The organism is Longimicrobium sp., from assembly GCA_036389135.1.
In the GTDB taxonomy this organism is placed as follows: domain Bacteria; phylum Gemmatimonadota; class Gemmatimonadetes; order Longimicrobiales; family Longimicrobiaceae; genus Longimicrobium.
This window is the reverse complement of record DASVQP010000044.1, coordinates 45,810-67,304: the sequence shown is the minus strand read 5'-3', so window position 1 is coordinate 67,304 and position 21,495 is coordinate 45,810. Positions and strand designations below refer to the sequence as shown.

The following is a 21,495-nucleotide window of genomic DNA, read 5'->3' as shown; positions in this document are numbered from 1 at the left end:
AACCCTTCCAATCGCCTTCCAGGCATGGCGCCTACCTGTCTCCCGAGCCGAAGCCGTACGTGCTCGGACCGGCACCGTCCGGCTGGCCGATGCCGCCGACGTTGTAGATCGGCAGACGGCGCGCGTCCAGCTCCTGGGTGGGCGTCGGCCAGTGGACGGCCGTGCCCTCGGGAAGGTCACCCCACCCGCGCGAATCGAAGTACCACGCGCCGTACGTGGTGTACGCGATCTCCATCCGCTTCTCCCACTTCATCGCCTCCATGATGTTGCCGCAGGAGGTGGTGGTGAAGGTGGGGCCCACCGGCACGCGCGGCACGCAGTTGGCCCCGCCCGGCACCGGCTGGGTGGCCGTGGTCACCACGCCCGTGAGCGCCGGCAGCCCGCTGGTGGTGCGGGTGCGGTCGATGAGGGTGGCCGCCGCCGCGATGTTGCCGCGGCGGATGTGCCCCTCGGCGGCCAGCATGTCGTTCTCCGCCCGCGTGAAGACCGGGAAGTTGCCGATGCGCGAGGCCGACGCGAAGGCGCGGAAGCGGTAGTGGTCGTAGTACGACACCTGCCACCCGCTCGCCCCCTGGTCCAGCGAAGGGTCGCGGTTCCGGAAGTAGCGGCGGATGGTGTCGCCCGTGGCCGGGTTCGTCGCCGGCGCACCCTGGCCCACCGCCACCTGCGCCGCGCGCGTGGCGCCGCGCGGGAAGCGCAGGTCGGGCGTCACGATCACGAACGGCGTGCGGGCGTTGCGCGGCGTGGAGATCCAGCTGTCGTAGCCGCCGCTCACGTCCGCCATGCCGATAATGTAGTACGGCATCTGGTGCCAGTTGCTGTCGCGGTAGTGCAGGTCCACCGCGAGCCACCGGTAGTCCCACCCGGCGGAGGGGCTCATCGACACCATCAGGTCGCTCGTGATGCCGGCCGTGGCGTCGGCGATCACCGCGTTCCAATCGACGGCGTTGCGCTCGGCGGGGTTCCGCGCCACGCCGGCACGCATGCGCGCCCGGTAGGAGCGGATCACCTGGGAGAAGCGCGACATCGGCACCTCGGCGCCCGACACCCCGTTCAGCCACCCGGCGGCCGGGAGTGGCGAAGTGCCGGCCATGCCCGCGTACACCAGCGCCGAGTCGAGCTGCGCCAGCGCGTACGCGTTCACCGCCTGGTACCCTTCCAGCGGAGCAACGTCCTGCGCGGCGTCGGTCGGCCGGGGGACCCCCGTCGAGTCGTAGGTCAGCGACAGGTTGCCCAGCGACACGCCGTAGGTGAAGTGCGCCCACGCCTTCAGGCGGTTCAGGTCGCCCGCGGCGTTCGCCCCGGTCAGCGCGAATCCGGACCCCTTGATGCGGGCCAGGATGTCCGACGAGTTGCGGGCGACGGACGAGAGCCGGGAGAAGTCCTGGAAGTTCTCGTCCTGGTACTGCGCGCCGCGGGCGTTGTCGATCCCCTGGCGCGGCAGGTTGCCGCGCACCAGGCCGTTGTTGCCCAGCAGCGCGGTCGTCTCGAACGCCATCGCCAGCATCCCGATGTGGGTGCGGGCGTTGCCGCCCAGCGTGGCGTTGTTGATCGACTGGAACTGCGCCGACGCGAGGCTCTGCACGTCGCTGGGCGAGCCCAGCACGCGGCCGCGGTCGGGGTTGTTCTCGTTGTCCACATCGAGGATGTCGCTGCATCCCGCCAGGCCCACGGCGAGTGTGGCTCCCATCAGGTACCGGATCAATCGCATTTGCGGTACTCCTTCCTTCCGCATGGGAGTAGGCATCAGAAGTTGGTGCTGACGACGAACGAAACGGAGCGCAGCTGCGGGAAGGTGAAGGCGTCGATCGCGTTCACGAGCCCGCTTCCGGACTGGCTCTCGGTGCTGTTCAGGCCCACCTCGGGGTCGAAGCCCCGGTAGTCGGTCCAGGTCTTCAGGTTGCGGCCCACGGCGCTGATCGTCCACGAGCCACGGTTGCCGAACACGCGGCCCAGGCGGTACGACGCCGAGACCTCGCGCAGCTTCACGTAGCTGGCGTCTTCCACGAAGCGGCTGTTGGCCGCCAGCACGTCGTAGAACCCGCCGATCCCGCCGGTGTCGCCCGCACGGTAGTAGTAGCCGATCGGCTTGGCCTCATCCACGCCCACGCCGGCCTGGTCGGCGTCTTTGGAGAGGAAGTCCAGGTACGACCAGTGGCGCCCCTGGTTGTACGCGCTCTGCCCAAAGGCGCCTTCCACCAGCCCGTACACCGCCAGCCTGCGGAACTCAAAGGTGTTCGCGACCCCGATGCGGTAGTCCGGGAGCGCGTGGCCCAGAGGCCGCTGCTCCGGCGAGTTGTTGGCGTCGCGGATCACCATCGGCATCCCCCACGACGTCTGCACGCCGTACGGGGCCTGGCCGGCGGGAAGCACCGCGTTCCACATGTTGTTGGTGATGCCCATCCCCGGGTTGTTCCCCGCGCCAACCCACACCAGGTACCCTTCGCTGTTCGTTTGGAAGGCGCTGGTGGGGGAGCCGCACTGGTTCCGGAACGACTCCGGAAGCTGGTCGCAGCGCGTCATGAACTCGCGCCCGTAGAAGGTGCCGTACCGCACCCCTTCCTCAATGCGCATGATGGTGTTCGTCCCCTGCTGATCCGTGCCGATGTTGAAGGGCGGCACGTACAGCTTCTCCACGACGGCCCGGTTGCGCGTGTAGTTCACGCGGCTCGTCCAGGTGAGCTCACGCCCCTGGATGACCGGCAGCGAGAGCGAAGCCTCGATGGTCTTGTTGCGGAGCTCGCCCGCGTTCTGCCACTGCTGGGGGAAGCCGCTGGCGGCGAACACCGGAACCGGAAGGATCTGGTTCTTGGACAGCGAGTTGGCGTAGCCCAGCGTCAGGCCGAAGCGGTTCAGCAGCTCCACGTCGAGCCCCACCTCGCGCTCTGTCACCACCTCGGGGCGGAGCTGCGCGTTGCCCAGCGTGGCCGGCAGCAGGGCGCCGCCCGCGCCGATGGAGAACGTCTCGTACTGCGCCGCGAAGGAGGGCACGTTGCCGGCGGTGCCGTACGAGCCGCGCACCGTGAAGGCGCTGATGACTTCCGACGGGAACCAGCTCTCGCGGGCCATCAGCCACGCCGCGGAGGCGCGCCCGTACGTCTGCCAGCGGTTGTCCTCGCCGAAGCGCGAGCTGCCGTCGCGCCGCACGGCGAAGTCGAAGGTGTAGCGGTCCAGGAAGTCCAGGAACGCGCCGCCCGAGAAGCTCATCTGGCGCGTGCTGTTCTCGGCCGAGACGATCGCGAGCTGCTGCGTGGCGTTGGCGCCCGCGCGGACGTTCTCCACGCGCAGGTAGCGCCCCGTGATGTTGCGGTTGTCGAAGTCCTGCTGCTCGTACAGCCAGCGTCCCGTGATGCGGGTGTTGAGCTTCGACCAGATGTCCGGGCGCAGCGTGATGCCGGCGCTCCCGTTCATCGACTGGTCGTTGCGCACGCCGTTGTACACGAGGCCGTTGTTGGTCAGCTCGTTGAAGGTGGGCGTGCGGAAGCCCTTGTTGGCGAACTGCTCGTAGGTGGTGTTCAGCCGGTCGACGCTGAAGTTGGCGTCGGACTCCAGCCACTCCACCGGGGCGTACTTCACCGTGGCGCCCAGCAGGTAGCGCCAGCGCACGTCCATCCGCTCGCTGTTCTCAAGGAAGTAGAGCGGGTTCTCGTTCTGGGTGCCGCCGCTGCCGAGGTTCGGGCGGATGAAGAGGCGGCCCAGCGTGTCGCGCTGCGTGATGTCGTTGGAGGCCGGCACGCGCGTGAGGCGGAAGAACGGACCGTTCCCTTCCTCGGCGTTGAAGCCGTCCTGCGTGCTGCGGCTGATGTACGTGTTCAGGTCCACCGACCACTGGTTGTTGATCTGGTGCCCCAGGTTCACGCGCGCGTTGCCGCGCTCGTAGCCCTGCAGCCCCATGATGGCGCCGCCCTGCTTGGTGTGGCCCGCGCTCGCGAAGAACGAGGTGGACCCCGACCGGCCGGACATGGAGAAGTCGTTCAGCATGAGCGGCTTCGGGTCCACCAGCTGGTCCACGGCGTTGTACGTGGTGCCGGGGTAGCGGCTGGAGACGAAGGCGCGGCGCAGCACGTCGCCCGCGATCGACGAGCCCGGGTCCACCGGAAGGCCGGCGGGGCTCAGCGCGAAGTCGCCCGGCGCGTTGTTGATGCGGGCCTGCTCCGCGCGGTAGTCCAGCGTGCGCGAGCAGACGTTGCTGGAGCCGTACGGGTCGATGGCGCAGAAGCGCGTCCCCGTCTCGTCCATGAGGTACGCGTGGTTGCGCGCGATGCCGAAGTCGCGCTCCACGTCGTTGACGCCGTACTCGGAGCGCGCGTTGAAGCGCACGCCGCCTTCCTTGCCCCGCCTGGTGGTGATGCTGATGACGCCCGAGGCGGCGCGCGAGCCGTACAGTGTGGCGGCGGCCGCGCCCTTCACCACTTCCACGCTCTCGATGTCCGCCGGGTTGAGGTCGGCGATGCTCCCGCTGAGCACCACGCCGTCCACGATGTACAGCGGCTCCTGGCTGCGGCCAGACGCGTTGATGGAGGTGGGGCCGCGCAGCAGCACCTGCGGCGCCACGCCCGGACGGCCGCTCACGGTGGCGATGTTCGCCCCCGGCACCTTGCCCTGCAGCTGGCTCAGCGGGTTGACCGCCTGCACCGGCATCTGCGACGCTTCCACACGCGACACGGTGAAGGGCACCTTGGCGCGCTCGGTGGCGCCGCCGCTGACGCCCGTGGCCACGATCCCCTCGAGCTCAAGGATGTCGGTGCCGAGCTGGAAGTTCTGGGTCAGGTTGGCGCCGGGGCTCAGCGTCACCGTGCGGGTGGACTGCGCGAGGCCCACGCGCGAGGCGGAGATCGCCACCTGCTGGCCGGTGCGCAGGCGGCCCGCGGGGATCACCAGGCGGTAGGTGCCGTTCGCGGTGGTGGCGGTGCTGATGCCGAGCGTGTTGATGCGCACGGTCACGCCGCTCTCGGGCGCGCCCGCCGAGTTCGTCACACGTCCGGTCACGGTGGCGGGCTCCTGCCCTGCCAGCGGAGCGGACGCCGTGGCTGCGGCGACCACCGCCGCGAAAAGCCAACGGGTTGTTTTCATTCCACGTCCTCCTGGAACGCGCCGGCTCTGTGTGCCGGCGGTCGGTTTCGGTTTGGTCGCGGCGGTTGCCGGGACCCTGCGCACGGTGTGATCTGCGACGGATGGAGATGCTGCCGGCGCGTGGCGCTACGAGAGGGGTGTGGTGCCGTTGACCTCCTGGCAGAGATCGTTGGGGGGGGAAACAATGGAGGCAGCCCGGGGGGCCGCTCTCCGAACAAACAGATGGGGCTTGTTGGGCTAGACTGATACGGGAACTCGTACCATACTGGGAGGTTAGCGGTACGTTAGCGGCACCCCCCCAACGCGTCAAGACCCGTCTGTGACACGGAGGGAATCGGCGATTGAACGAACTTTGCACAGACCCGCGGATGCCCTCCCTCCGGCGGCGCAACGGCCGTCCGGCACGAGCTTTACATCGGCGGCTCCGTTCGGTATGATTTCGGTTCTATGAAAGATCGCATCGTCATCCGTGGGGCCCGGCAGCACAACCTCAAGAACCTGGACCTCGATCTCCCGCGCCGCGCGGTGATCGTGGTCACGGGGCCCTCGGGGTCGGGGAAGTCGTCGCTCGCCTTCGACACGGTGTACGCCGAGGGGCAGCGGCGCTACGTAGAGTCGCTGTCGACGTACGCCAAGCAGTTCCTCGACCGCATGGAGAAGCCGGACGTGGACCGCGTGGACGGCATCTCGCCGGCGGTGGCCATCGAGCAGCGGAACCCCACCAAGACCTCCCGCTCCACCGTGGGCACGGCCACCGAGGTCTACGACTACCTCCGGCTGCTGTGGGCGCGCGTCGGCCGCACCTACTGCCCCGGGCATCCCGGCCTTCCCTGCGGCCGCGAGATCCGGCCAGACAGCGTGCAGACCGCCACCGACGCGGTGCTGCGCCTTCCGGAGGGGACGCGCGCCATGGTGTGCTTTCCGCTCCCCCTTTCCGCCCGCGTGACGCACGCGCTGGTGGTGGAGAACCTGCGCGCGCTGGGCTTCGTGCGCGTGCTGGCGAACGGCGCGGAGATGCACCTGGACGAGCTCCCCGCGGGCACCGACCTCACCGCGGCCGGCGAGCTGCTGGTGGTGGTGGACCGCGTAAAGGTGGATGCCGAGCAGTCCGGCCGCCTGGCCGACTCGCTGGGCACCGCCTTCACCGAGGGCGAGGGGGAGGCGGTGGTGGTGCCGGTGGGGATGAAGCCGCTCCGCTTCACCGACCGCTTCCGCTGCCCGGAGCACCCGGAGATCGAGTTCGCCAACCCCACGCCGCAGCTCTTCTCCTTCAACAACCCGTACGGGAGCTGCCCGGAGTGCACCGGCTTCGGCGCGGTGCTGCGGCTGGACGAGTCGCTGATCGTGTGCAACCCGGCCCGCTCGCTCGCCGAGGGCGCCGTGGATCCCTGGCGGATGCCGCGCTACGAGGCCAAGCGGAAGAAGCTGGCCGACTTCGCGCGCAAGGAAGGCGTCTCGGTAGACGCGCCGTGGCAGGATCTGCCGCAGGAGTTCCGGCACAAGGTGCTGCACGGGGTGCGCGGCTTCCAGGGCGTCATCGACTTCTTTGAAGACCTGGAGGAGAAGCGCTACAAGGCGTACATCCGCGTCTTCATCCGCCAGTACCAGAGCGCGCGCACCTGCCCGCTGTGCGACGGCGCCAAGCTGCGGCCGGAGGCGCTGCGCATCCGCGTGGCGGGGCGCACCATCGCCGAGGTTTCGGAGCTGCCGCTGGCGCAGCTCCGGCCCTGGGCGGCGTCGCTGCGCGGCGCCGTTCCCTCCGGCGGCGGCGCGGAGTGCCCCCCCGCCCTCCTCTCCGAGCAGGAGCGCGGCATAGCCGAGACGATCCTCAAGGAGCTGGAGTCACGAATCGGTTTCCTGAACGACGTGGGGCTCGGCTACCTGACGCTGGAGCGGCAGACGCGCACCCTTTCCGGCGGCGAGGCGCAGCGCATCTCCCTTTCCAACGCGCTGGGGAGCCGGCTGGTGGATACGCTGTACGTGCTGGACGAGCCCACCATCGGCCTGCACCCGGCGGACAACGACCGGCTGCTGGCCCTTCTGGTACGGCTGCGCGAGGGCGGCAACACCGTGCTGGTGGTGGAGCACGACCCCGAGGCCATGCGCATGGCCGACCACATCGTGGAGCTGGGGCCGGGGAGCGGCGAGCTGGGCGGCCAGCTCGTCTTCCAGGGGACGCTCGACGAGATCATGCACGCGGACACCCTCACCGGCCGCTACCTCAGCGGCCGCGAGGAGATCGCCATTCCGGAGCGGCGCCGCCCCACGCGCGGCCCGCGCATCCGCATCGAGGGCGCCACCGAGCACAACCTGCGCGGCGTGTCGGTGGAGATCCCGCTGGGCGCGCTGACGGTGGTGAGCGGCGTGTCCGGATCGGGAAAGAGCACTCTGGTCCACGACGTCCTCTATCGCGCCCTCGAGCGTGAGCTCTCCGGCGGCGAGACGAGCGCCAAGCGGCACATGGGCGAGGGGGTGGGCGCCTACGAGCGGATGAGCGGCACCGGCGGCATCCGCGAAGTGGTCCTGGTGGACCAGAGCCCCATCGGCCGCACCCCCCGCTCCAATCCGGTCACCTACATCAAGGCATGGGACGAAGTCAGGCGCATTTTCGCCTCCCTGCCGGACTCGGTGCAGCGCGGGCTCACGCCGGGCCACTTCTCCTTCAACGTCACGGGCGGGCGCTGCGAGGCGTGCAAGGGCGAGGGGCAGGTGGAGGTGGAGATGGTCTTCATGGCGGACGTCTTCGTGCCGTGCGAGATCTGCGGCGGCGCGCGCTTCAAGCCGGAGGTGCTGGACGTGCGCTTCAAGGGGCGCAACGTCCGCGACGTGCTGGAGATGACGATCGACCAGGCGATCCGCTTCTTCATCCACGAGGACCGGCTGGGCCAGGCGCTCTGGCACCTGCAGCAGGTGGGGCTCGGCTACCTGCGCCTGGGCCAGCCCGCGCCCACGCTCTCCGGCGGCGAGGCGCAGCGCATCAAGGTGGCGCGCGAGCTGGCGCTGGGGGCGCGGCGCGGCGGCAAGAAGCTGTACGTGCTGGACGAGCCCACCACCGGCCTGCACATGGACGACATCCGCAAGCTGCTGCGCGTGCTGGACGACCTGGTGGACGCCGGGCACACGGTGGTGCTGATCGAGCACAACCTGGACGTCATCAAGACGGCGGACTGGCTGATCGACCTGGGGCCCGGCGCCGGCCCGGACGGCGGCCTCGTGGTGGCGATGGGGACGCCGGAGGATGTGGCACGCGTGCCGGAGAGCGTCACGGGGCGCTACCTCGTTCCGCTGCTGGAGCGGGCCGGCGCGGGCGCGGCCTGAGCAAACAGCAGGTCTCACGCGGAGGCGCGGAGACGCGGGGAGGGCTTCAGGCGCCTCTCCGCGGCTCCGCGCCTTCTCGTTTCCAGATGCAGTTCGCGAGACGGCGCGGATCAGCTACTGGCACGTGCGGGTGATACAGGGTGGGGCGGAAGCGCACCACAATGGTGCGGGCTTTTCGGGGCGCCTAAAATCTAAACCCATCCGCGACAAGCACTTAGCCCGGAAACAAATGCGGCACCGGACGTGCCTTGTGGGGAGGCCGTCCACCGAGGTGCAGTGCGAGTGCCCATTCTGGTGCATCGCCGCAAGATCCTTTCGCTACGAGGTCGTCCCCATGAAGCGCAGCCTGGCCCTCCTGCCGTTCCTCGCTCTCGCCGCCTGCTCGGACAGCTCCGACGTGGTGACCGGCGCGACTCCGTCCGATGCGCCCGTGTTGTCGGCCGCCTCCGGCGGCGCGATTGAAGGCTCCTACATGGTGATCCTCAACGAGGGCGCCGATCCCCGCTCGGTGGCGGCGGTGGCCGGGGTCAACCCGCGCTACGTGTACAGCGCGGCCGTCAACGGCTTCGCCGGCACGCTGAACACCGGGCAGCTCAACGCCCTGCAGCACAACCCGAACGTCCGCTACATCGAGCAGGACGGCATCGCGACGGCCTCCACCACCCAGTCGAACGCCACCTGGGGCCTGGACCGCATCGACGCGCGCTCGGGGCTGAGCGGCACCTTCACGTACAACAACACCGGCCTCGGCGTCAACGCGTACATCATCGACACCGGGATCGACACCGGGCACAGCGAGTTCACCGGCCGCATCTCGCCCTCCAGCTTCGACGCGTTCACCGACGGCAACGACGACTGCAACGGGCACGGCACGCACGTCGCCGGCACTGTGGGCGGCAGCACGTACGGCGTGGCCAAGAACGTGACGCTGATCCGCGTGCGCGTGCTGGACTGCGGGGGCTCGGGCTCGTGGAGCGGTGTGGTGGCGGGGATCGACTGGGTGGTTTCGCACCACGCGGCGGGGACTCCGGCTTCCTCCAACATGTCGCTGGGCGGCGGTGCCAGCACCACGGTGGACGACGCGGTGAAGCGGATGATCGCGGACGGCGTGTCTTCCGCCGTGGCGGCCGGCAACGGCAACATGGGCGGCCGTGAGCAGGACGCCTGCAACTACTCGCCGGCGCGCGTTCCCGAGGCGATCACCATCGGCGCGACCACCAAGGCGGACGCCAAGACCACCTGGTCGAACTACGGCAGCTGCGTGGACTTCTTCGCGCCGGGCTCGGGAATCACCTCGGCGTGGATCGGCGGCGGCAACTCGGAGACCAACACGATCAGCGGCACGTCGATGGCGACGCCGCACGTGGCCGGCGTGGCGGCGCTCTACCTGCAGAGCAACCCGCTCGCCACCCCGCAGCAGGTGCGTGACGCGCTCTTCGCCGCCACCACCAAGGGCGTGGTGACCAGCTCCAAGACGACGAACAACCACCTGCTGTTCACGGCGTACTGAGCCGGGCTTCACCCCGCGCGCCCTCGCCGCCCCTCTCCCAACACCGCTGGGGGAGGGGCGGCTTGCGCAGGCGGGTGCGGCACTTCACGGCGGTGTCACGCGGGGGCGCGGAGAAGGCTTCTCCGCGTCTCCGCGTTTTGCATGGGTGCAGTTCGGGGAGGCGGCGGCCAGGTGCTGCATGGTGGGGCGACCGCGCACCACAATGGTGCGGAAGCCCGAACGTACAATAACCGTAAGTAACTTCGCTACAAGCACTTAACCAGCAAACAAATGTGGCACCGACCGTGCCTTATGGGGTGCCGTCCATCGACGGTGTAGTGCGAGCGCCGCCCATTCTGGTGCAGCGCGCGCAGATACACACTCCCCAATAAGAGGTCGTTCCCATGAAGCGCAGCCTGGCCCTCCTTCCGTTCCTGACTCTCGCCGCCTGCTCGGACGGCTCCGACGTGGTTACCAGCGCCCGTGCTCCCGAGGCCCCGGTGTTCTCGGCCGCGGGCGGCAAGAGCATCGAAGGATCGTACATGGTGGTACTCAACGAGGGGGCCGACGCCCGCTCGGTGGCGGCGGTGGCCGGGGTCAACCCGCGCTACGTCTACAGCGCGGCGCTCAACGGCTTCGCGGGAACGCTGAACGCGGGGCAGCTCAACGCCCTGCAGCACAACCCGAACGTGCGGTACATCGAGCAGGACGGCATCGCGACCGCCAGCACCACGCAGACGGGCGCCACCTGGGGAATCGACCGCACGGACCAGCGCGCGCTACCGCTCAGCACCACGTACAGCTACACCAACACCGGCGTGGGCGTCACGGCGTACATCATCGACACCGGCATCGACCGGGCGCACTCGGAGTTCGGCGGCCGCGCGCTGGCCGGCTTCGACGCCTTCACCGACGGCCAGAACAGCAACGACTGCAACGGGCACGGCACGCACGTGGCCGGCACGGTGGGCGGCACCAACTACGGGATCGCCAAGGGCGTGACGCTGGTGGCGGTGCGCGTGCTTGACTGCGGCGGCTCCGGCGCGTGGAGCGGCGTGGTGGCGGGGATCGACTGGGCGGCGGCCAACCACGTCGCGGGCACGCCCGCCACGGCGAACATGTCGCTCGGCGGCGGCGCCAGCACGGTGGTGGACGACGCGGTGAAGCGGCTGATCGCCGACGGCGTGGCGACCGCGGTGGCGGCCGGCAACGGCAACCTCCTGGGCATGGCGCAGAACGCCTGCAACTACTCGCCGGCCCGCGTGCCGGAGGCGATCACCATCGGCGCCACCACCAACACGGACACCAAGGCTTCGTACTCCAACTACGGCTCCTGCGTGGACTTCTTTGCGCCGGGCTCGGGGATCACGTCGTCGTGGATCGGCGCCGGAACCACGGAGACGAACACGATCAGCGGCACCTCGATGGCGACTCCGCACGTGGCCGGTGTGGCGGCGCTGTACCTCCAGAGCAACCCGCTCTCCACGCCGCAGCAGGTGCGTGACGCGCTGTTCGCCGCCACCACCAAGAGCGTGGTGAAGAGCGCCAACACCACCAACAACCACCTGCTGTTCTCGGCGTACTGAGACCCTCTCCCCGCTCGTTCCTCGCTGCCCCTCCCCAAACTGCTGGGGAGGGGCAGCTTGCGTAGATGGGTGCGGGGCACACCGGAGGCTGAAGCCCCCGGCTGGAACGACGGGAAGGCGGCTGAAGCCGGCTCGAGAAACGCGGCGTTGACCCGCGGAGGCGGACTTCGCGTGGTTCCAGCGGCGAACTCATTCGCTCCTGGAGAGTGGCGGCGGCGCGCCTGCGTGACACGGGCAGCCACGTGGGGCGGCCCCTACGAGGGGGTAGGCGGGGGCGAGGGCGGGCGGACACGCAGGTCCGCCCCTACCGGTTCGGTGGGAGGGGCGGTGGTCGAGGTGGGGGAGAAGGTGGGCGTGATGAATCACGCCCCTACGATCATGTGGGCACAGGCAATACGAAAGAGGCCCGGGCGCTGAGCGCCCGGGCCTCTTTCGTTCAGGGCTTTCCGCTTAGTGGCGGGTGCCCTGCTGGTTGTGCCACTGGTCGTGCTCGGCCTTGCAGGCGGCGGCAACGCGGATGCGTCCGCTGATGCCGCTCGACTGGGCGGCGCGATCGCGGCACTGCTGGTCGTGCCAGCGGTGGAAGTCCGCGTGGCGGGCCTCGTACGAGCCGTTGTTGGAGCCGTAGCTGCCGTTCGTGCCGTAGCTGGTGTTGGAGCGGTTGCGGTCGTCGTACACGCGGCCGTCGCTCAGGATCACGCGGCCGTTGCGGTCGCGCAGCACGCCGCCGCCATCACGCCACACGCGGTTCAGGTCGCCGCGGTAGCCGCAGTTGCGGGCGGTGTTGTGCGGGTTGCCGCGCCCCTGGCACCAGCCGCGCGGTACGGCGCGGCCCTCACGCCGCTCGAAGCGGGTCTCGTCGCGCCGCTCGCGCTCGTAGCGGTCGTCGTCACGGTCGCGGCGGGCCTCCTGGCGCGGACGGTCGTTGCGCTTGTCGTTGCCGTGCCCCTTCCCCTGCGCCAGCACCGGCGACGCCGTAAGGATGGCGGCCAGCGCCACAAAGGCCGACAGGTTCAGCTTGCTGCTCTTCATCTTGATGCTCCGGTTCGGGATCGGTCCACCGCTTGGCCCGGTGTAAGGCAAGCACGATGCCACAACGGCCGCCAACTCCCGAAATCCCAAATAGTTAAGCAGAATCATGCTTTTGCCCTCAACTGCACCGTCGCGTCCCCGCACCCCTGTCCGCGCGGGGGGACGCCCCCGTACCGCGGCGGAGGACACCCGCTCGCCCTTGCCGCGTGTGCGGCGCGCCTGCTAAATCTTCGCCAGACCAGACAACCCCGGCTCCGCGCCGGTCCCGCGGCCCACCGAGGCCGCACCTGTTCGCTTCCCGTTGAAGGAGTGGATGCGATGAAACGTGCCCTGTCCGCGCTCGTCCTAGTGACGGCCGCGGGGTGCGCCACCGGGCGGGCGGCCCAGCAGCCCGCCCCGCAAGCGCAAACCCAGGCCGCCCGGACGGCGCAGGCCTACCCCTCCACCTATCGGCCCTTCCCCTCCACCGCCACCCTGCTGCGCGGCGGCACGGTGATGACCGCCGCCGGGCAGGTGATCCCCAATGGCCAGGTGCTGATGGTGGACGGCCGCATCGCCGCGGTGGGCGCCACCGTCGACGCCCCCGCCAACGCGACGGTGGTGGACGTGACGGGGCGCTGGGTAACCCCCGGCGTCATCGACACGCACTCGCACCTGGGCGTCTACGCCTCGCCCGGCGTGCAGGCCCACTCGGACGGCAACGAGGCGACGCAGCCCAACACCGCCGAGGTGTGGGCCGAGCACTCGGTGTGGCCGCACGACCCCGGCTTCACGCGCGCGCTGGAGGGCGGCGTCACCACGATGCAGATCCTTCCCGGCTCGGCCAACCTGTTCGGCGGGCGGAGCGTGACGCTCAAGAACGTGCCGTCGCGCACGGTGCAGGGGATGAAGTTTCCCGGCGCGCCGTACGGGCTGAAGATGGCGTGCGGCGAGAACCCCAAGCGCGTGTACGGCACCCGCGGCGGCCCCGCCACGCGCATGGGGAACATGGCGGGCTACCGCGCCGCCTGGATCCGGGCCGCCGAGTACCGCCGCAAGACGGACTCGGAGGCGCGCGAGGGCACGGCGTCGGGCACCGGCGCCGCGGCGGGGCGGCAGGGCTCGGCTCCCGGCGGCCCCGCGGGCGGCACCACGCGCGACCTGGAGCTGGAGACGCTGGCGGGGGTGCTGCGCGGCGAGATCCTGGTGCACAACCACTGCTACCGGGGCGACGAGATGGCGCAGATGATCGACCTGGCGCGCGAGTTCGGCTACCGCATCCGCTCCTTCCACCACGGCGTGGAGGCGTACAAGGTGCGCGACCTGATGGCGCGCGACAGCATCAGCGGCTCGCTGTGGGCGGACTGGGGCGGCTTCAAGCTGGAGGCGCTGGACTTCACCCGCGCCAACGTCGCCATGGTGCACCAGGCGGGCGGCATCGCCATCGTCCACTCGGACGACCCCACGGGGATTCAGAAGCTGAACCAGGAAGCGGCCAAGGCGATGCAGGCCGGCCGCGCCGCCGGGATCCAGGTGTCGGAGAACGACGCGCTGCGCTGGATCACCTACAACGCCGCGTGGGCGCTCGGCATCCACGACCGGGTGGGCACGCTGGAGACGGGGAAGAACGCCGACGTGGTGGTCTGGAGCCACAACCCGTTCAGCGTCTACGCGCGGGCGGACCAGGTCTTCATCGATGGCGCGCTGATCTACGACCGCATGAACCGGAACCGCCAGCCGCGGACCGACTTCGAGGTGGGTCTCTTTCCGGCGGAGGCCGTACGATGAACCGCATCCTTCTCAGCGCGGCGGCGCTCTGCTTCGCCGCCTCCGGGGCCGCCGCCCAGACCGTCGCCATCGTGGGCGGCGACGTGTACATGGCGAACGGCACTCCCATCCGTGGCGGCACGGTCGTCATCCAGAACGGGCGCATCACCGCGGTGGGGGCGAACGTCGCCATCCCCGCCGGGGCTCGCCGCATCGATGCTCGCGGGAAGTGGGTGACCCCGGGCTTCATCGAGAGCAGCACCACCCTGGGGATCACAGAGGTGGGCTCCATCAGCGAGAGCAACGACGCGGAGATCCGCGACGTCACCTCCCGGCGCGACTCGGACGACCAGGTGCAGGCCGCGTTCACGGTGACCGAGGGGCTGAACCCGCGCAGCATGGTGGTTCCCATCGTACGGATCATGGGCGTCACCACGGCGATCACCCGGCCGTCCGGGAGCCTGATCTCCGGGCGGGGCGCGATGATCGACCTGGCCGGCAACCGGGTGGAGGACATGACGGTGGTCTCGCCGATCGGGATGTACGCCAGCCTGAGCGAGAACGCCCGGGGCGCGGTGGGCGGGCCGCGCGGCGCGCTCTCCATGCGTCTGCGCGAGGTGCTGGAGGACGCCCGCGCCTACGCCCGCAACCGGCAGGGCTTCGAGCGTGGCGAAACGCGCGACTTTTCGGTGAGCAGGCTGGACCTGGAGGCGCTGCAGCCGGTGCTCGCCGGGCGGGAGCCGCTCGTGGTGGAGGCGCACCGCGCCAGCGACATCCAGCTCGCGCTGCGCATCGCCCGCGAGTACAACCTGCGGCTCATCATCACCGGCGGCACCGAGGCGTGGATGGTGGCGGAGGAGCTGGCGCGGGCGCGGGTGCCGGTTCTGGTCAAGGTGCTCAACAACCTGCCCGGCAGCTTCGAGTCGCTGGGCGCCACGTACGAGAACGCGGCACGGCTGCGCAGGGCGGGGGTGCAGCTGGCCCTCACCAGCGGCGAGACGTGGCGTGCGTACACCCTCCGCCAGGAGGCGGGCAACGCCGTCGCCTACGGCCTCCCCTGGGCCGAGGCGTTCCGCGCCGTCACCCTGTACCCCGCGCAGATCTGGGGCGTGGCGGACCGCTACGGCTCGCTGGAGGCGGGCAAGGTGGCCAACGTGGTGGTGTGGGACGGCGACCCGCTGGAGCTGCTGACCAACGTGAACCACGTCTTCATCCGCGGCCAGGAGGTCCCCCTCGTCAGCCGCGAGACGCTGCTGCGCGACCGGTACAAGTCGCTGGACGAGACGCGGCGGACGTATCCGTGACGGGAGGGAATAGGGAATAGGGATCAGGGATTAGGGATGAGGGATGAGGGATGAGGGATCAAGAAAACCGGCCCGCCGCGAGAGGTTCGCGGCGGGCCGGTTTTCTGTGGGCGGTCTGCGGCGGGCGTCCGGGGCCCGCGTCGCCGGGAGATGAATCCCCCGGCTGGAACGACGGGAAGGCGGCTAAAGCAGGCTCAAGAAAACCGGCATTGGACCCGGAGTCCGCGGAGGCGGACTTTGTGCTGTTGTTGCAGCGAGTTCACTCGCCCGGCAAGCCCGGCAATCCCGGCAGGCCACAGCAACCCGGGCGAGCCACCTCAGAACAGCGGCTTCTCCTTCGCGTTCGAGCGGGTCAGCGGAACGATGGTGCTGTCGCCGGTGAGGGTCATCTTCACGTTCCACTCCAGCTCCGTGTCGGGGAGGATGTAGCGGGCGTAGATCCAGTACTGGCCCTCCTCCGCGGGGAGCACGGCGCGGCCCGTGGCGTCGGTGGTGTCGATGGCTTCGGAGAGCTCGCGGGCGACGGCGGCGGCGCGGGCGGCCTCCGGGAAGTCCTTGTAGGCGCTGTCCCTCCAGGCGGCGCGGGCACGCTGGTTGGCGGCCACCTGCGCGGCGATCGCGCGCCGCTGCGCGTTCCAGCGTGCGACCGCCGTGTCCCCCTTCAGGCGCACCGATGCGGACTCGGCCTGGAGATCCTGCTGCTGTTGGAGCACTTCCTGCGGAAGGGTGGGCTCAGGATCGTCCGCGGCCTCGGCGAGTGAATCCAGAAGCTCCTCGCGGTCGTAGGGCAGGAGCTGGACGGGGAGGTCCGCGATGGGCTCCCCTCCGGGTGTGAGCGATGCGCGAACCACCACTTTCGGGTCGGTGCCGCACGCCGCGGCGCACGCGAGCAGGGCCAGCACCACGAACTGTCGCTTCATCAGAACGAGCTCCGGAGGTTGGACTGAACATCGGGCGGATGCAACGTACGGATGCCCCCCTGGCGGGGCAAGGAACCGCGCGGCACCTGGCATTCGTCGCCGGCGCGTTCCTGCTGATGGCCGCGAACGGGGCCGGGGCGCAGCCGCTCCAGATCCCGAAGCCCACCGGCTACGTCAACGACTTCGCGAACATCATCGACGCGGAGAGCGAGGCGGCCATCACCCGCATCGCCGACGAGGTGCGCCTCAAGTCCGGCGGCGAGATCGTGGTCGTGACTCTGCCGTCGCTGCAGGGGCGCACGCGCGACGAGGTGGGGCTGCAGATCCTGCGCGAGTGGGGGATCGGCAAGCGCGCGCAGGGGGTGGGCGACTCCACGGCCAATACGGGGACGCTGCTGCTGGTGGCGGTGAGCGAGCGGCAGGTGAGGATCGAGCTGGGCTACGGCACCAACACCTTCATCACCGCCGCGGAGGCGGGGCGCGTTCGCGACGAGGTCATCCTCCCCGCCTTCCGCCAGGGGCGGTTCGGGCCCGGTATCGAGGCCGGGGTGGGGGCGATCGCGCAGCAGTACGCCGGGCGATTCGGCTTCCAGCTCACCGGCGTCGTCCCCGCGGAGCAGCAGCGCCCCGCCACGGGGACGGGGCGGCGGGGCGGCGGGATGAGCTCCGGCTTCGTAATCATGCTGCTGATCTTCTTCTTCCTCTTCCTGCGCGGGCGCGGTGGCGGAGGGGGCGGCGGACGGCGAAGGCGCGGCTACGGCGGGCCCGTCATCATCCCCTTCCCCATCGGCGGCGGGTGGGGCGGAGGGGGCTTCGGCGGGGGCGGCGGATGGGGCGGCGGCGGCTTCGGTGGGTTCGGAGGAGGCGGCGGCGGCGGTGGTGGCGCGGGAGGCGAATGGTGAACCCGACGGCGGAGCGGCACTGATGGCAGATGCGATGGAGCGGGCGAACGCCTTCGCGGCGGAGCTGAAGAAGGCCTTCGGCGACGACCTGGTGTCGGTGGTCCTGTACGGATCGGCGGCGCGCGGGGAGTACCGCGAGGGCGTGTCGGACCTCAACGTGCTGGTGCTGCTGCGCGGCACGGGGGCGGCGTCGCTGCGGCGCGGATCGGCGCTGGCGCGGCGCTGGGTGGCGGAGCGCAACCCGCCCCCCATGATCCTGGGCGAGGAGGAGTGGCACCGCTCGGCGGACGTCTTCCCCATCGAGTACTCGGACATCCGCGACGCGCACCTCGTGCTGGCGGGCACCGACCCGGTGCAGGGGATGGAGGTGCACACGGAGGACCTGCGCCGCCAGTGCGAGCGCGAGATCAAGGGGAAGCACATCCAGCTCCGCGAGCACTTCATGCTGGCGGCCGGGGAGCCGGCGGAGCTGGGCACGCTGCTGGTGAAGTCGTTCCCCACCTTTCTGGTGCTCTTTCGGACGGTGCTGCGCCTGGCCGGCGACCCCGTGCCGCGCGACCCTGAAGAGACGGTGCGGGCGACGGCGGCGCGCGTGGGGTTCGATCCCGCGCCGCTCCTGGAGATCTGGCGGGCGCGTTCCGGCGGCGCCAAGCTGAGCCCCGCGGCCGACTCGCCGGTCGTAGCGGGGTACCTGGACGCGGTGGAGCGCGTCGCCGTGTGGGTGGACCGGCTGACGCACGGCGCGTAGGACGCTTTTTGCAGATAGAAACGGGCGCGGTGCACGGGCACCGCCCCGAAACAGTTTCCTGAAAGGACGAGATCCGATGCGGCTCGCGAACATTGTGGCAGTGGCGGCGCTGGGTGCGTCGCTTTCCGGGTGCGGCTACAACCGCATCCAGCAGCTGGACGAGACGGTCGAGCAGGCCCGCGCCAACGTGGGCGTGGAGCTGACGGCCCGCAACCAGCTCATCCCCAACCTGGTGGCCACCGTCAAGGGCGCCTCCGAGTTCGAGCGCGGCACCTTTACCGATGTGGCCAAGGCCCGCAGCGGCCAGGCGGTCGCGCAGGCGGAGCAGGGCCTCCAGCAGTCGGCCCAGAAGCTGAACCAGGCCGTGCAGGCGGGCGACGTGGCCGCGATGGCGGCGGCGGACGAGCAGGTGACGCGGCAGATCGGCACCTTCATCAACATCTCGCGCGAGGCGTACCCGCAGCTCAACGCCACGCAGAACTTCCGCGGCCTGCAGGACCAGCTCGCCGAGAGCGAGAACCGGATCGCGGTGGCGCGGCGCGACTACAACGGGGCGGTGCGCGAGTACAACACGTACATCCGCCAGTTCCCGCAGGCGATGACGGCCCGCTTCAGCGGCGCCACGCGCAAGGAGCCCTACCGCGAGCCCGCCGGCTCCAACGAGGCCCCCAAGGTCGACTTCGGCGGGGCGCCCAAGGCGCCGTAACCGTCTTCCCGACCGACAACAACGGGGCCGCGTCCGGCATGGACGCGGCCCCGTTCTGTCCGGTGCCCTGGGGGGCGAGTAAACTCGCGGCAACAACAGCACAAAGTCCGCCTTCGCGGACTCGGGGTCCAGTGCCGTGTTTCTCGAGCCCGCTTCAGTGGGCTTCCCGTGGTTCCAGCCGGGGGCTTCATCCCCCGGCGATGCGGCACCGGTGCCCGCGCTTACTCGCGATCCTTTTCGAACGGCCCCAGGTACACCATCACCGGCGCGTTCAGCGATCGGGCGGCGGCGTGGAGGCGCTCGGACGTCACGCGCTGCACCGCGGCCAGCGGATCCCCGCGCTCGCCCACCAGCGCGCCGCGCGCCAGGGCATCCGCCCGCGCCTCGGGCGAGTCCAGCTCCAGCAGCCGTCGCCCGCGGAAGCGCCGCGCCCGCTCCGTGAACGCCGCCTCCGAGACCGGCGCGCCGGCGTACCCGGCCACCGCCTCGCGGATGCGCGTGCCCCACGCCTCCGCCTCGCGCGGGGGGACGACCAGGTGGATGCGCAGCTCGCCACCGCCCGCGTGGCGCACGACCTCCGCGCCCTGGTCGTAGACGGAGCGGCGGCTGGGGCCGAAGCCGACCTGGTCCAGCACCAGGCCCCCCAGCATGCGGATCGACTCCACGTCCGCGCCGGCGCCGAAGCGGTAGCTGGCGGCGACCCAGGCGGTGATGGCGTTGTACTCCGTGTGCACCGCCGTGTCACCGCGGGTGGGCGGCGGCACCTCGCCGGCGCGAAGGGGGCCGGGCTCCAGGAACGCCAGCACCCGCGCGTCCACGTCGGCGCGCTCCACGGGGCCGACCACCGCGATCACGGCGCGCTCCTGCGAGAAGGCGCGGCGCAGAAAGGCCTCCACCGCGGCGGGCTCGATGCGCCCCACCGTCGCGGCCGTCCCCACGGCCGGGCGCCCCCACGGGTGGTCGCGCCCCCACACGGCCGCGTCCACCTCTCGCTTCAGGGCGTCCGCGGGGCTGGTCTCGCGTGCCGTCAGCTCGGCCACCAGGGCGGCGCGCTGGCGCGTGATGGCCGATGCCTCCAGCGGATCGCGAAAGAGTGCGACGAGGAGGGTGCGCGTGGCCTCGTCCCAGGCGTCCGGCGCGGCGGTCAGGGTCAGGGAGACGGCGTCCTTGCCCCCCTCCACCCGCAGCCGCGCCCCCAGCGAGTCGAGCACGGAAAGGATCGGCGCGACCACGGAACGCGCGGCGAGGTAGGCGACCCCCTCCTCCCCCTCCGGCTCGTCGGCGGGGCCGGCGGCCAGGAGCACCTCGACGGTCACCACCGGCGTTCCGGGCTCGGAGCGCACCAGGATGCGGTCCTGCGCGAGCGACGGGGTGCACACCAGCGCCGCCGCCAGCGCGAGCGCGAGGGCGCGCATCAGTTGGGCACCAGCCGCTGCGGGGCCACGCTCACGGTGACGGGCGTGCCGCCGCGTGCGCCCTCCAGCGCGGCGCGCACGGAATCGACCGTCACCGCGTCCAGCGCGGCGAAGAAGCGCTGCGCCGCCTCCCCGCCCTCCCCGCGGTCGGCGAAGGCGCCCAGCACCTCGGCCATGCGCTCCGGGGTGCGGCTGTAGAAGAGGAGGTCGCGCCGCACCCCGGCCGCCGCGTCGCGCACCGCGTCCTCCTCGAGCGCCGTCGCGGTCGCCGCCAGCGCGCCGGCCACACTGCGGCGCGCCGCCGCCGCCCGCTCCCCCGTGGTCGCCGCGACGATGGCCAGCGCGTGCCCTCGGTGCGTCCACCAGTGCTCCACCTCGACGGTGGAGTTGGGCATCGTCCGCCGCAGCCGGCTCCTCACCAGCCGCGCGGCCACCGAAAGCGTCGCCGCGTCCGCCTCCGGCGCCGCCACGGCCCACCCCGTCCACGCGCGGCTCGCCTGCGGGGTGTCCGCCGCCAGCGCGGGGGCCGTGTCCACCGGCGTCTCGGGGAGCCGCGCCTCACCGGCGGCGGGAAGGGAGCGGAGAGCACGCGCCACCTCGCCCGCATCCACGTTCCCTACAGCGACGACCGAGACGCGCTCCGGCGAGTACATCTCCCCCCAGAGCGCGTCCAGCGGCGCCGACTCCAGCCGCGCCGCGGATGATGGAGTGCCGGCCGCGGGAAGCTCCTGCGGAAAGATCCCCTGCCGCAGCGCCGCGCGCACGTACGACGCCGCCGTCTCGCGCTCCGCCGAGCGTTCCTCGGAGAGCGCGTTCAGCGCCAGCAGCATCTGCCCCTGTCCGGGCTGCGGCGCGCGCAGTGCGCTCCGCAGGACCCCCGCCAGGTATCCCAGCTCCGAAGCGGGCCCCGTCACCGCGTACACCAGCGCGTCCGACGTGCGCGAAGCCTGCACGCGCGCTCCCACCCGCGCCGCCTGCTCCTCCATGGCGGGGAGGTGGAGGTGCTGGATCAGGTGCCCGGCCCCCGCGAACCCCCGCGGGTCATCCGCCAGCAACGAAAGGCGCAGCGCCACCAGCGGCAGCGCCGGTTGCCGGTGCACCGTGACCGCCGGCCCCTCCTGCGACGCCGGGGGCGAAGTCGTATCCGCGGCCAGCGCGGCGAGGAATAGAAGGTTCAGCATCGAAGCCAGGTATCAGAAAAACGGAAGTGCTAAGTCCCAAGTGCTAAGTGCTGAGTAAAAAGCGCACTCACGCAC

14 protein-coding genes are annotated in these 21,495 nt (G+C 70.9%); 8 read left to right on the top strand and 6 right to left on the bottom strand.

Annotated elements, in window-relative coordinates; all coding sequences use genetic code 11:
- Positions 1–31: 31 nt before the first annotated feature.
- Entirely contained in the window at positions 32–1,711 is a 1,680-nt protein-coding gene (locus VF584_11520) for a hypothetical protein (GenBank protein HEX8210797.1), read from the bottom strand.
- A gap of 35 nt (positions 1,712–1,746) precedes the next feature.
- Positions 1,747–5,073 (bottom strand): SusC/RagA family TonB-linked outer membrane protein, encoded by a 3,327-nt coding sequence (locus VF584_11515; protein ID HEX8210796.1) that lies wholly within the window; start codon positions 5,071–5,073, stop codon positions 1,747–1,749.
- A gap of 447 nt (positions 5,074–5,520) precedes the next feature.
- Here VF584_11515 and uvrA point away from each other — a divergent pair, with 447 nt between their 5' ends.
- The 3 genes from uvrA to VF584_11500 all read left to right on the top strand — a co-directional run bounded on the left by uvrA (position 5,521) and on the right by VF584_11500 (position 11,466).
- Entirely contained in the window at positions 5,521–8,391 is a 2,871-nt protein-coding gene (gene uvrA / locus VF584_11510; protein ID HEX8210795.1) for an excinuclease ABC subunit UvrA, read from the top strand.
- A gap of 334 nt (positions 8,392–8,725) precedes the next feature.
- The gene (locus tag VF584_11505; GenBank protein HEX8210794.1) at positions 8,726–9,901 is read left to right on the top strand and encodes a S8 family serine peptidase; all 1,176 of its coding nucleotides are present in this window, start codon (positions 8,726–8,728) and stop codon (positions 9,899–9,901) included.
- A 383-nt stretch (positions 9,902–10,284) separates the two neighbouring features.
- Positions 10,285–11,466, top strand: coding sequence for a S8 family serine peptidase (locus VF584_11500; protein HEX8210793.1), 1,182 nt, complete (start codon positions 10,285–10,287; stop codon positions 11,464–11,466).
- A 450-nt stretch (positions 11,467–11,916) separates the two neighbouring features.
- Here VF584_11500 and VF584_11495 read toward each other — a convergent pair whose 3' ends face one another.
- Positions 11,917–12,498 carry a hypothetical protein gene (locus VF584_11495; GenBank protein ID HEX8210792.1) on the bottom strand — a complete coding sequence of 194 codons (582 nt, stop codon included), beginning with the start codon at positions 12,496–12,498 and terminating at the stop codon, positions 11,917–11,919.
- Between the two features lie 318 nt (positions 12,499–12,816).
- Here VF584_11495 and VF584_11490 point away from each other — a divergent pair, with 318 nt between their 5' ends.
- Entirely contained in the window at positions 12,817–14,265 is a 1,449-nt protein-coding gene (locus tag VF584_11490; protein HEX8210791.1) for an amidohydrolase, read from the top strand.
- Positions 14,262–15,548, top strand: coding sequence for an amidohydrolase family protein (locus VF584_11485; GenBank protein ID HEX8210790.1), 1,287 nt, complete (start codon positions 14,262–14,264; stop codon positions 15,546–15,548). The genes VF584_11490 and VF584_11485 overlap by 4 nt, the downstream gene beginning before the upstream one ends.
- A gap of 317 nt (positions 15,549–15,865) precedes the next feature.
- On the opposite strand, the gene VF584_11480 is transcribed toward VF584_11485, so the two are convergent.
- Positions 15,866–16,468: a hypothetical protein gene (locus VF584_11480; protein HEX8210789.1), complete on the bottom strand. Its 603-nt coding sequence runs from the start codon at positions 16,466–16,468 to the stop codon at positions 15,866–15,868.
- A 38-nt stretch (positions 16,469–16,506) separates the two neighbouring features.
- Between VF584_11480 and VF584_11475 the strand changes: the two genes are divergently transcribed.
- From VF584_11475 to VF584_11465, 3 genes are all read left to right on the top strand, one after another.
- Entirely contained in the window at positions 16,507–17,370 is an 864-nt protein-coding gene (locus tag VF584_11475; protein HEX8210788.1) for a TPM domain-containing protein, read from the top strand.
- A 22-nt stretch (positions 17,371–17,392) separates the two neighbouring features.
- A complete protein-coding gene (locus VF584_11470; GenBank protein ID HEX8210787.1) occupies positions 17,393–18,118 on the top strand; it encodes a nucleotidyltransferase domain-containing protein in 726 nt (241 codons plus the stop codon).
- A gap of 76 nt (positions 18,119–18,194) precedes the next feature.
- Positions 18,195–18,824 (top strand): LemA family protein, encoded by a 630-nt coding sequence (locus tag VF584_11465; protein HEX8210786.1) that lies wholly within the window; start codon positions 18,195–18,197, stop codon positions 18,822–18,824.
- Positions 18,825–19,045: 221 nt separating this feature from the next.
- On the opposite strand, the gene VF584_11460 is transcribed toward VF584_11465, so the two are convergent.
- Positions 19,046–20,239 (bottom strand): hypothetical protein, encoded by a 1,194-nt coding sequence (locus VF584_11460; protein ID HEX8210785.1) that lies wholly within the window; start codon positions 20,237–20,239, stop codon positions 19,046–19,048.
- Positions 20,239–21,420: a hypothetical protein gene (locus VF584_11455; GenBank protein HEX8210784.1), complete on the bottom strand. Its 1,182-nt coding sequence runs from the start codon at positions 21,418–21,420 to the stop codon at positions 20,239–20,241. Before VF584_11455 ends, VF584_11460 begins: the two co-directional genes overlap by 1 nt.
- Positions 21,421–21,495 lie beyond the last annotated feature (75 nt).